The following is a 12,948-nucleotide window of genomic DNA, read 5'->3' as shown; positions in this document are numbered from 1 at the left end:
AAGAAAACTACCGGTATGAAAGGATGGGATATTGGGATGAAATATGAGTTTATAGGAAATCAGGGCGATTTTTATATGGAAAATCCGGATCTGACCAGCTATTTGTATTTTCCCCTGGCAAATGAGTCCGGGGTAATGAGCTGTGTATCTCCTGATTTGGGAGGGGACAGTAAGATGGATCAGAATTCCTTTTTTATGCCTCCGGTCAGCTGTGAAAATCTACATAATGACAAATCCTCCAGAAATGTATGGTGCAGGCTTGAGGGGACGGTATTATGGTCCCTGACCGGCCGTTCTTCCTGGCAGCAGGCCCTGCTTTTTTCCGAAAACAAGGAGGAGGTGGCTGTGGAAGCGGGCTTCATGCATCATAAGTTAACCAGAACTTCAAAACAACTGGGTATCAAAGGGTCAATCAGCAGCCTTGTTCCGGCAGCCGGGGAGAAGGTGGAACTGATGAAAATCCAGATAGAAAATATCTCGGAAGAATATAAAAGTCTTCAGGTCGTTACGGCCATTCCTCTCTATGCCCGGTCTGGGGATAATATCAGGGACCACCGGCATGTAACATCCCTTCTCCATCGAATTAAGACGAAGTCTTCCGGAGTCATTGTGACCCCCGCTATGACTTTTGATGAACGGGGCCATAAGAGAAACCACCGGGCTTATGGCGTGTTCGGGGGGAATGAATCCCAGCATCCTGTGGGGTATTACCCGGTTTTAGAGGATTTTACAGGGGAAGGCGGCAATCTTGAAAATCCAAAAGCCTTATATGAAATCCCTTTAAAGCCTCAGGGGGTGGATTTTGAGACAGGCGGTTATGAAGCTCTGGGAGGGCTTTGTTTCCAGGAATGCCGGATAGGGCCTAAGGAAAAGGTAACTTATCTTGTGGCTATGGGATATGGAAACACGGAAGAAGAACTGATACATAGCTGTGAGCAGTTTCTTAATGAAACAGCATTTGACAGGTGCTGGAAACAGACTGCAGAATATTGGAACCAAAAGGTCAATGTGAGGTTTCACACAGGCAACTCCGTTTTTGACCGATGGATGCGGTGGGTAAGCTTTCAGCCCATGCTGCGGAGAATTTACGGCTGCTCCTTTTTGCCCCATCATGACTATGGAAAAGGTGGACGGGGCTGGAGAGATTTATGGCAGGATTGCCTGGCATTGTTAATGATGGACTCGTCAGGGGTCCGCCGGATGTTAATTGATAATTTTGGCGGGGTGCGGATGGATGGGACCAATGCCACAATCATTGGAAGCGGGCAGGGAGAGTTTATTGCAGATAGAAACAACATCACAAGGGTCTGGATGGACCATGGGGTATGGCCCTTTTTGACCACGGAATTATACATCCACCAAACCGGGGATCTTGGGATCCTGCTGGAAAACAACAGCTATTTTAAGGATATGCAGGTCTGCCGCGGGGAGGAAAAGGATCTTAAGTGGAAGACAGAAGACGGGGAACGGCTGCGGGATGGCAAGGACCAGGTTTATTCAGGAACCCTCCTGGAACATCTGCTGGTTCAAAACCTCACATCCTTTTACGATGTGGGAGAGCACAACCACATCAAACTCAGAGGTGCAGACTGGAATGATGCCCTGGACCTAGCTTCCCAGAGAGGAGAGAGCGTAGCATTTACCTGTATGTATGGGTATAACTTAAAGGGGCTTGCCGATTTACTGGAAGAACTGAAAGCACAGGGAGTGGAAGAATTTGAAGTTGCCGAAGAAATAAGGCAGCTGCTGACAGAAGACAGGACAGTTTATGATGACATCGGGAAGAAACAGGAAATGCTGATTCGTTATTGCGAAAGCTGCTCCCACTCCATTTCTGGAAAAAAGGCAATGATAAAAGGAGAGAAACTTCAGGAGGATTTGCGGGCAAAGGCTTCCTGGATATACGATCATATACGGGAAACGGAATGGACTGCTTCAAGGGAAGGGTTTGGCTGGTACAACGGATACTACGACAATTCCGGAAATAAAGTGGAGGGTGAAGCAGAAGCAGGGGTTCGCATGATGCTCACCAGCCAGGTGTTTTCCCTCATGTCTGGAGTTGCAACGGACCGTCAGGTGAAGGAGATCGTGAAGGCTTCCGATGCTTATCTTTACAGAGAGGAGATCGGAGGATACCGTTTAAATACGGATTTCCACGAGGTAAAAATGGATTTAGGCAGGATGTTTGGTTTTGCTTATGGACACAAGGAAAACGGAGCAGTATTCTCCCATATGTCCACCATGTTTGGGAATGCCCTGTACAGGAGAAACGCTTCAAAAGAAGGATATCATGCCCTCATATCCTTATTTGACCATTGCAGCGATTCCGGGAAGAGCAGGATATATCCGGGAATTCCTGAATATGTGGATGCCAGGGGAAGAGGAATGTATCACTATCTGACAGGAGCCGCAAGCTGGTATCTGGTTACGGTTGTCACTCAGATGTTTGGAATCAGAGGGTATTATGGGAATCTGGTTTTTAAGCCCCAGCTTTTGAAGGAACAGTTTGACGATCAGCATGAGGCCTCGGTTTCTCTAATATTTGCCGGAAAAAACATAAAGATCATCTACAAAAACCCCCGGAATTTAGACCCGGATACTTATGGAATAACCGGTATTTCATTGAATGGGCTTCCCTGCCGGAGCCTTGGTGGGGAATGGAACATTAAAAGAGAAGAACTATTAAAATTACCGGATCATAAGCTTCATACCATCACGGTTGATTTAAACGCAGTATAAACGGTCAGTGTTTAACGCCAGGTATAGGAACGGATCAGGAATATTTGCTTTATTTAGGAGGACAGAATGGAAAGAGAATTGATTGATATCATTAAAATTTCGCAAGAGGGATATACTCCTCTTGTGGATTATCAGACATGGAGAGTGGCAGTGCTTAAGTATTGCAATGACGTAAGAGCAGAAAACCTGGATTCCATGCAGAGGCACCTGGAAACAGATGAGGTATTTGTATTGCTGGAAGGCAGCTGCGTCCTGATTTCAGGAGGGAATGGAGAACAGCCTGGAGAGGTGGAATGTGTGAGAATGGTAAAAAACCAGCTCTATAACGTGAAAAAAGGCGTCTGGCACACTCATGCCCTGGATGAGGAAGGGAGTGTCCTGATTATTGAAAATCAGGATACCTGCCATAAGAATTCTCCGACTGAGTTTTTAAACAGGGAGCAGATAGAGGCAATCCGAACTTTCTTTTGACATCCCATGCCAAACTCGTTAGAATAAGGGTGAAAAATCATATTTATGGGAGGCTGCTATGACTGGTCTGATGGCTGCATGGAAGAACATGAGGATTAAGACAAAGATCCTGATTATGTATTTAACGGTCGTATTATTATCCTTTGTAATCACCTTTTCGGTCCTGTCTGTCATTAACAGCTCCTACACGAAAAGAGAAATTATGGGAGCAGGCACTCAGACGGTCAGCGCCCTTAAGGGAAATTTATCCCTGATCTTTGATAATGTGACCCAGTTTTCAAACCTGATCTATTTTGATAGAAATGTTCAGGAGGCTTTAAGAAATGTGGATAACAGGGCCATTGATCCGTCTATCCAGAGAACCATCAAGCAGAGTCTGGTGAATATGATCCTGTCAGGGGAATATATTTCCAGCGTCCTGATTATGGATTCCTATCATAATGTGTACAGCTCTTATAAAAAGACGCCCAAGGGCATATACGGAGAAAAAATTCTGGAATCCGAGTGGTACCGGCACTTAAGTGAGCGCAGGGGAAACGGCTTTTTTATGAAAGGCAGCGAGGGGGTCATTGAATTTTATGGAGACACTCCTTATATTACCTATATCCGTGAAATCCGGGATGAAAATACATATAAGCCTCTGGCCATCCTGCTGGTTACGGTCAATGAGGAAACAATACGCAATTACTTTAATGGGGTCAGCAATTCCAGTGACAGTGATTTTTACATCCTGGGCAATGAAGATGAATACATTGTGGCCCCTGGGAATGCCGGACAGCGGACTGGTGAGAACCGGCTGGTGATCACCCAGGACATCGGCATAGAAAACTGGAAGCTGGCCGGGTCCTTTCAGCTGGATAATATGACTGTCATGGCGCCCTATTATTCTACCGTTATCCTGCTGATCATGTGTATGAATGTTGCTTTTGTCTTTGTCTGCTCGGTCATGCTCACCCGTTTTATCTTCCATCCCCTGTTAAAGGTGGAAAAGCATATGATGCTGGTGGAAAAGGGCCAGTTTGATGAAATGGAGGTGGACCAGCAGAAAAATGAAATCAATAATCTGAAGCGGGTATTTAATCATATGGCAAGATCCATTAAAAACCTGATCCAAAAAGTAAAGGAAGAAGAGCAGATCATTGCAAAAGTGGAACTGGATCTGCTTCAGGCTCAGATTAATCCCCATTTCCTTTATAATACCCTTGATGCGGTATCCGCGCTTGCACTCATGCGGGATTATGATAATTGCTTTAAAATGACTCAGGCCCTGGGCAGTTTTTACAGGAACAGCCTAAACAGCGGATTGGATTTTATTACGGTAAAGGATGAAATAAGTTGTATACAAAGCTACCTAACCATCTTAAATATCCGCTATGACAATGAAATAAAGGTAGAGGTGGACGTGGAAGAAGAGGTGAAAGACTGCAGGATATTAAAGCTGCTTTTACAGCCTTTGGCAGAGAACGCCGTCCACCATGGAATCAAGCCAAGGGAAGGAAAAGGAACCATTTCCATCAAGACCTTTTCCGATGAGGATGAAATTATTTTTCTGGTGTCTGATGACGGGGTCGGCATGAGCGAGGAAAAGATCGAAGAAATCATGGAAGGCAGGACAGTGACCGGTAAGTCGGGATTTGGTCTTTATAACCTGATGCAGCGGATTACCCTCTACCATGGAATCAGGCAACCGGTCCTTATCCACAGTGAGATCGGAAATGGGACGGAAATAGCAGTAAGAGTAAAGCGTATGGAAGCAAAGGGGTTGGAACATGGAGATCAAGGTACTGATTGTGGATGATGAAAAACTGGAACGGGTGCTGATCAAAAGAGGATTTCCTTGGGAAGATCATGGATTTTCAGTTATTGGGGAGGCTTCCTCCGGTACGGAAGCCTTAGAATTTATAAAATACAGAAAACCGGAGTTAGTTTTAACCGATATCAATATGCCCCATATGGATGGTCTGGAGCTGGCGGAACATATTTCCGTTTTGGATGAGAGCATTCATGTAATTATGATCACAGGATACCGGGAATTTGAATACGCAAGGCGTGCGGTAAAGCTTGGAGTAGAAGATTTTCTTTTAAAACCCATTGATATGAATGAGCTGAAGGAAATCGCACTTAAGATCAGAGGGAAAATCTTAAAGGAAAAGGCCCGCCGCAAGGAGGTGGAGATGTTAAAGCAGAGTGTTTCCGCCGACCAGGACATTTTAATGGAAAGTTTCTTTCAGCGGCTGGTGGAAAAGCGGACCAGTGAGGAGGAAACAGAGAAAAAGCTTGTTGCCTATGGCTGTGAAACGCTGCTGGAAGGGTGCTGCTGCTTAAATCTCCACTTAAAAGAGGAACGGTCAGGGGGAGCAGACGGCAGACTCCATAAAAGGGCCATGGAACTCCTTGGCAGGGATCCCATTGACGGAACCATATCCTTTCTTCATTACATGAAGAATATTATCTTGTTTTGTACGGCCAGGCGCTTAAAGGACAGCGGGGAGATTGCCAGGCAGATCCATCAGAGACTGAGGGAAAACCACATTGGTTCCACCATTGGAATCAGCCGAAGCCATGAAGGCTATGGGGGGATTGCAGAGTCCTTTGCTGAATCGGAACATGCCCTCAGTGCATCGGTGCTTTTAGGGGATAACCGGATCATCACGTACGAAGAATATATGCATATTATGGAAAAAAATCCGGATAAGCTGGCCTTTGACTGGGAGGACTTTCTTTTTTCCCTGACCAATGGAATTTCCGACAGGGTGTCTGCTGCAATCGGAGATTATGTGGAAGGAGTCCGGAATTCAAGAGTAACAGAAGTGGAATATTTAAGGCTTACGGTTATGGATCTAATGTCTAAGGCCGGAAGTACCCTTAATAAGTATGGGGTCAGTCTGGAACAGCTCATAGGAGAAGACCGTCTGTATGAATCCATACAGTCCATACAAACGGTGGAAGAGTGCCGTCCGTTTCTGGATGAATCCATCCGTATGATTCTCAACTATCATAACAGCAAGAAAGCAAAGCAGGGAAATAAGGTGGTAAATGAGGCACTGGAATATATCAATGAAAATTTTTGCGATCCCGCGCTTTCTCTTAAAACCGTAGCTTCGGCGGTCTTTTCCAATGAAAGCTACTTAAGCAGGGTATTTAAAAAGGAGACAGGTCAGAGCCTGATTGAATATGTCCTGAAAAAAAGGATTGAAGAGAGCATCCGCCTTCTTAATACAACGGATTTCAAGGTATACGAAATAGCAGAAAAGGTGGGATTCCGGGATTCCCATTACTTTGGCATCTGCTTTAAAAAGCATGTGGGAGTAACCGTTAAGGAGTTTAAGCAAAGGTAGTAAAATTTCTAACCTTTTGGGTCAAAATATTAAATTGAGTTAAAAAAAGAGTTTCGGTATACTGGTATCAGAAGGAAACAAAGAAAACCCAGGAGGAGATTGATATGAAAAAAGGTTTATTAAAAAGAGTTTCAGCCGTGGTACTTACGGCAGCCCTGGCAGCAGGCATGACAGGCTGTGGAAGCAAAGGCAGTGCCGCTCCAACAAACGCCGGCAGTCCAGGGGAGGGAAAGACAGAAAAGACGGTGTTAAATGTCTGGCACCAGTGGTCCAATGATACCAATGAACTTAAGAAAAAATATGATGAGGCGGTTGCCGCTTACCTGGCGGAAAATCCCGATGTGGAAATCAACACCCAGACTCTGGATACAGAGGCTTATAAGACGAAGATCTCCGCAGAGTTTGCAGGAGATGCAAAGGGAATTGATGTGTTCTATTACTGGGGGGCAGGAACCGCAAGAAAGATGATCAATGCGGATAAACTCCTTCCTCTGGATTCCTATATCACAGATGAGATTAAGGGAAAACTTCTGGAAGGCTCTACAGCGGCTTTTGAATATAATGGAAAAACCTATTCTCTTCCTTCTTTTTCCTGGTACATGACTTTATACTGCAATAAGGCCTTATTCGAACAGGCAGGAGCAGAGCTTCCTGATACATATGACAAACTGGTATCCGCAGTTGAAAAGCTGAATGCCCTTGAAGGGGTAACTCCTCTGGCTTCCGGCGCAAAGGATGGCTGGAATGCGGCATTTATCTATCAGGCGCTGGCACTGCGAACGGTAGGGGCAGAGGGAATCAACAAGATGCTCTCCGTTCAGGCTCCCTTTGAAGGAGATGGCTATGCGGAAGCAGCTGATAAGGTCCAGGAATTATACAAGATGGGGGCATTTGGAGCCAATCCTCTGGAGCAGAGCAACGATGATGCCAATGCAGCTTTTGGCACGGGAAGGGCAGCCATGAGGCTTATGGGAAGCTGGTTTGCTAACGGCATTTATACAGATAAAGCCGTTACCATCAATCCGGAGGATGTGGTGGCAATGAAAATCCCCATGATTACCGGCAAAGGAAATGAAACCGATTATTGCGGCGGATTCGTAGAATCCTTCTGGGTAAATAAGAGCACAAAGAACCCGGAGGAGGCTGCTAAATTCGCAATCTACATAAACGAAAAGATGGGAGAAGCTGCTTATGAGTCAGGCACAGGCTTCAGCGGCTGGAAAACAGAGGTGGATGAAAAGGGCTTAAATCCTCTTTTCGTACAGATCAAGGATCTCCTTTCCCAAGGAAAGACCTCAGTCCTTGCATGGGATACCTCTCTTGATGCGGAGCCTGCCACCATTCACAATGAACAGGTGCAGACCCTGTTCGCTCCAGGCGCCGATACGGGTGAGTTTATAAAGGAACATGAAGCAGCTATTAATAAGTAAGTAAGAGCAAAGGGGGTATCGCTTACAGAAACAGGCGATACCCATTTTTTGCCCAAAGGAGATTGATCATGAACAACATGTTGGGAAAAAAGAGCTTTGTGGCCTGCTTTGTGCTGCCTGCGCTCATCCTGTTTATCAGCTTTAGTATGATTCCCCTCTTTATTTCCGGAGCCTACAGTCTGTTCCAGTATGATGGCATGGGGAAAATGAAGTTTATCGGACTTGGAAATTACATAAGGCTGTTTGCAGAGGATCGCCACTTTGTGAAGGCCGTTTTAAATTCCTTTCTTTTAGTGGGAGCATCCTTACTCATTCAGCTGCCCATCTCCCTTTTTCTGGCTATGGTCCTGGCAAGGGGGGTAAAAGGAGAAAAGTTCTTTCGTACCGTTTACTTTTTGCCGGTAGTTATTTCCAGTATGGTAATCGGCCAGCTTTGGATGAAGATGTTTAACAGCGAATATGGACTTTTAAACCATTTGATCCGCGCTCTGGGAGCCTCTGATTTCAGCTATTCCTGGCTTTCCAATCCTAAAACTGCATTTCTCTCCACGTTGATTCCTGCGGTGTGGCAGTACATCGGCTACCACATGCTGATTTTTTATGCAGGGATCAAATCCATTTCCCAGGATTATTATGAGGCGGCTCAAATCGACGGCGCCAGTAAGTGGCAGGTGAATACAAAGATTACCCTGCCTCTCTTAGCGCCGGTGATCAAGACCTGTGTCATATTCTCCATTACCGGTTCCCTAAGGGCCTTTGACTTAATCTATGTCATGACCGGAGGCGGTCCAAACCATGCCAGTGAAGTGCCTGCAACCCTGATGTACAATAATTTATTCCGCAGAGGCCTATACGGGTATGGAAGCGCACAGGCATTTTTCATTGTAGTAGAATGCCTGCTGCTTACCTTTATTGTGAGCCGGCTGTTTAAAAAAGCGGAAGAAAATGCATCAGCCATATAAATGAGGAGACGGTCCTATGAAGATGAAAAAAAAGATAAAGTTTTTGCTGCTGTGCCTCATTGCACTGACTCAGCTTTTTCCCTTATATTGGCTTTTTACCTTTTCCTTAAAAAGCAATGGAGAGATATTTGGAGAAAACCCCATCGGGCTTCCCCTGATCTGGAGATGGGAAAATTACGGAAATGCGTTTACCCAGACAAACTTAATCCGGTACTTTTTAAACTCCGTATTCTATTCCATGGCCACCGTGGCCGTTGCAGGAATTTTATCTGCCATGGCTGCTTATGCCATAGCCAGAATGAAATGGAAGCTAAAATCCCTGGTATTTGGAGTTTTCGCATTGGGAATTATGATTCCGGCCCAGGCTGCCCTGCTGCCCCTGTTTCAGGTACTTGATAAAACTGGATTAAAGGGCGGATACTTAGGGCTGCTTATTCCTTATATTTCGGGAGCTCTTCCCATGAGCATCATGATATTAACCGGATTTTACAAAAGCATCCCCATAGAAATAGAAGAGGCAGCCTGTATTGACGGCTGCGGGATTTTCCGGTGCTTTGCAGCCATTATACTTCCCATCGTCAAGCCGGCGGTTGCCACTGCTTCTATTTTTACCTTTTTAGGAACCTGGAATGAGCTGATGTTAGCCAATACCTTTGTGGACAGCGACCGGTACCGTACCTTGCCCGTAGGAATCATGTCCTTTGCGGGCCAATATTCCACTGATTGGGGTCTGATCGGAGCGGGCATGGTCATTGCCACCCTGCCCACCATTGTTATTTATTTTATGCTGAGCAATCAGATTCAGGATAGCCTGGTTGCAGGTGCGGTGAAAGGATGATAAAACAATGTTTGATTCAAAAGGAAGATTTACGATAGAAGATTATAATCAGAAACCGGTATTCTCAAGCTTTCTGCCCGGAATCAGCGGAATTTACGGCATCCCTCTCTGGTGTTTCTATACGAACCGGGGCCAGGCAGTTGCAAGCTTTGGCGTAGAAAACAAGAATCATTCCATTATGGAATTTTATCCGGCCCATCAGGCATACCAGCTTGTGAGGAACATGGGGTTTCGCACCTTTATAAAGGTTGGGAGTGAGGTATACGAGCCCTTTCGCCTGGATTCTGTGAAAACCCGAATGTATGTGGGCATGAATGAACTGGAGCTGGAAGAAATCAACGAAGAAAGAGGCTTAAAAACCAATGTCCTGTATTATACCCTTCCCGATGAAGCGGTTGCCGGTCTGGTGAGAAGGGTGACCATACAAAACATCTCCAAACAGGAGCTGGACCTTCAGATACTGGATGGAATGCCAGAAGTCATCCCTTATGGAATCGGATTAAAAGAAATGAAGGAAATGGCCCAGACCATGAAGGCCTGGATGCAGGTGGAGGATGTGGAGAAGGGGATGCCTTATTACCGGGTGCGGTACAGCACAGGGGATTCGGCAGTTGTTTCAAAGGTGGAAGAAGGTAATTTCATCCTTTCCTTATCAGAATCCGGCCAGTTGCTGCCCATTATTGCTGATCCTGAGCTTGTGTTTGAATATGATACGGCAATGGAACATCCGTTGGGTCTGATCCGCCACAGCCTTGAGGAGCTTCTTCAAAAAAAGCAGATCACCCAAAATCTTGTACCTTCCGGCTTTTCCTGTCTGACCAGGGTCTTGTCTGCAGGAGAGTCTGCAGGCTGGAATAGTGTGGCAGGTCAGGCCTCTTCTAAGAAGATCCTGTCTGACTATGGGGAAGGCCAATTAGACAGGAGCTATTTCGAAGAGAAATACATCAGTGCAGCTGAAAAAACCCGGGAACTGGGAAGCTTTATCCACACGAGAACCTCTGATCCGGTGTTTGATGCCTATTGTCAACAGACCTATGTGGATAACGTTCTGCGGGGCGGATTTCCAATAAAAACAGGGAAGGATTCTGTTTTTTATGTGTATTCCAGGAAGCATGGGGATATGGAGCGGGATTATAATGATTTTTCCATGGTTCCGGAGTATTACACTCAGGGAAACGGAAATTTCAGGGATGTAAACCAAAACCGGCGGAGTGATGTTTTATTTACGCCTTATGTAAAGGATCATAACATCAAGCTGTTTTACAATCTGCTGCAGTTGGATGGGTATAATCCCCTGGTCGTACGCCAGGTTACTTATAAAGCCGTACGGCCGGATAAGATTCTTGAGTACGTGAAACAGGGCGGAAAAAGCCTTATGAGGAGATTTTTCCAGAAGGAATTTTCACCGGGAAGTCTGTTTGCCTATCTGGAGCAGCATTCCATTTCCTTAGAATGGGGCAGGGAGGAATTCTTAAGTGCAGTGGTGGAACACAGCAGTCTTAAGTTCCACGCAGATTTTGGAGAAGGATATTGGACTGATCACTGGACCTATCATCTTGATTTGATTGAAACCTATCTTTCCGTTTATCCTGAAATGGAAGAACACCTGCTGTTTTCTGATAAAAGCTACACTTATTATGAATCAAGGGCGGTTGTGAAGCCGCGCCATGAGCGTTATGTGCAGACGGAGCGGGGAATCAGGCAGTACCACGCACTTTGTGAGGACCGGAAAAAGGAAGTATTAAAGGATACAGTATCCACTGATTATGGAAAAGGAACCGTTTATGTCACAAACCTGATGACAAAGCTTGTGGTGTTGGCTGCCAATAAAACTGCTTCTCTCGACATGTCCGGCTTAGGGATAGAAATGGAGGCGGGAAAGCCGGGCTGGTATGACGCCTTAAATGGACTCCCCGGACTTTTAGGCTCCTCTATGCCGGAAACCTTTGAGCTGTACCGTCTGCTGAAATTTATGGAAAGCGCTCTGGCGCGGTATGAAGAAGGGGTTACGGTACCGGCCGAGCTGTATGATTTTATCAAAGGTCTGGATAAAACCTTTGCAGCTTATGAAAAGAAGGCTAAGAGCAGGCTTTGGGTATGGAATGAGTGCAATGGTTACAAGGAGCGCTACCGGGCGATTACGGCCAAAGGAGTCCGGGGAGATGAGATATTCATGTCAGGACGGGAGTTTCGTGGAATTCTTTTAAAGTGGATTTCCTATGTGGAAGAAGGCATACAATCAGCCTGCAAAAAAGATGGAAGGATTCCCACCTATTATATCCATCAGCTTGACAGTTATGAAATGGCCGGAACTCATATCATTCCTGAAAATCTGCAGGTCACTGCGCTTCCTCTGTTCCTGGAAGGGTTTGTCCGGTATATGAAACTGCCGGTATCCAGAGAAGAAAAATTATCCTTGTATCATCAGGTTAAGAAGACCGGATTATATGATACCAAATTAAAGATGTACAAAGTCAATGAATCTCTGGACAATGCCTCCTTTGAGATCGGGAGAGCAAAAGCATTTTCTCCCGGCTGGCTGGAAAATGAGTCCATCTGGCTCCACATGGAATATAAGTATCTGTTGGAATTGCTTCAATCAAAATTATATGATGAATTCTTCCGGGATTTCCACAATGCCTGCATTCCGTTCTTGGATGGGAAGGTATACGGAAGAAGCTTGTTAGAGAATTCCTCTTTTCTTGTAAGCAGTGCAAATGCTGATGATAAGCTTCATGGAAGAGGCTTTGTGGCAAGACTGAGCGGTTCTACGGCTGAATTCCTGCAAATGTGGCAGATGATGATGTTTGGAGAAAAGCCCTTCCGCATGGAAGACGGGCAGCTTTGCTGCTTTTTTGAGCCGGCAATTCCCGGGTATCTAATCCCGGAGGATAAAACCGTTGAAGCTAACTTTCTAGGAAAAACCAAGATCGTCTATGAGTTTTTTGAAAAGCAGGATATGATACCGGGTTCCTACCGCATTGAAAAGATGGAACTGGAATATCTTGATGGACAGAGGGCGGAGATAAAGGAAGCAGGACTTTTTGGTGATGATGCCATGAAGTTAAGAGATGGAAAGGTGAGATCCCTTACTATAAAAATTGGAGAAGCAAACGGTATCTTATAGGTGAAGGAACGTGCAAAAGCCGTCCGCTGATTTTTGATCAGCA

General features: G+C 45.5%; 8 protein-coding genes. All 8 read left to right on the top strand.

The window, feature by feature from the left end:
- Positions 1–36 precede the first annotated feature (36 nt).
- The 8 genes from ABFV83_RS13165 (at position 37) to ABFV83_RS13130 (ending at position 12,905) form a co-directional block, all read left to right on the top strand.
- Positions 37–2,739, top strand: a complete 2,703-nt coding sequence (locus ABFV83_RS13165) for a cellobiose phosphorylase (RefSeq protein WP_349944437.1) — start codon at positions 37–39, stop codon at positions 2,737–2,739.
- A 66-nt stretch (positions 2,740–2,805) separates the two neighbouring features.
- Positions 2,806–3,210 carry a hypothetical protein gene (locus tag ABFV83_RS13160; protein WP_349944436.1) on the top strand — a complete coding sequence of 135 codons (405 nt, stop codon included), beginning with the start codon at positions 2,806–2,808 and terminating at the stop codon, positions 3,208–3,210.
- Positions 3,211–3,268: 58 nt separating this feature from the next.
- Positions 3,269–5,008 carry a sensor histidine kinase gene (locus tag ABFV83_RS13155; protein ID WP_349944434.1) on the top strand — a complete coding sequence of 580 codons (1,740 nt, stop codon included), beginning with the start codon at positions 3,269–3,271 and terminating at the stop codon, positions 5,006–5,008.
- Positions 4,980–6,548 carry a response regulator gene (locus ABFV83_RS13150; protein WP_349944432.1) on the top strand — a complete coding sequence of 523 codons (1,569 nt, stop codon included), beginning with the start codon at positions 4,980–4,982 and terminating at the stop codon, positions 6,546–6,548. The genes ABFV83_RS13155 and ABFV83_RS13150 overlap by 29 nt, the downstream gene beginning before the upstream one ends.
- 104 nt (positions 6,549–6,652) lie before the next feature.
- A complete protein-coding gene (locus ABFV83_RS13145; RefSeq protein ID WP_349944430.1) occupies positions 6,653–7,978 on the top strand; it encodes an extracellular solute-binding protein in 1,326 nt (441 codons plus the stop codon).
- A gap of 68 nt (positions 7,979–8,046) precedes the next feature.
- Positions 8,047–8,940 (top strand): sugar ABC transporter permease, encoded by an 894-nt coding sequence (locus tag ABFV83_RS13140; RefSeq protein WP_349944428.1) that lies wholly within the window; start codon positions 8,047–8,049, stop codon positions 8,938–8,940.
- Between the two features lie 16 nt (positions 8,941–8,956).
- Complete coding sequence (locus tag ABFV83_RS13135) at positions 8,957–9,778, top strand: carbohydrate ABC transporter permease (protein ID WP_349944426.1); 822 nt, start codon at positions 8,957–8,959, stop codon at positions 9,776–9,778.
- 7 nt (positions 9,779–9,785) lie between these two features.
- Positions 9,786–12,905, top strand: coding sequence for a hypothetical protein (locus ABFV83_RS13130; protein WP_349944424.1), 3,120 nt, complete (start codon positions 9,786–9,788; stop codon positions 12,903–12,905).
- Positions 12,906–12,948: the final 43 nt, after the last annotated feature.

This window comes from Lacrimispora sp. BS-2, from assembly GCF_040207125.1.
GTDB lineage: Bacteria > Bacillota > Clostridia > Lachnospirales > Lachnospiraceae > Lacrimispora.
This window is presented reverse-complemented; position numbering and strand designations above follow the sequence as displayed.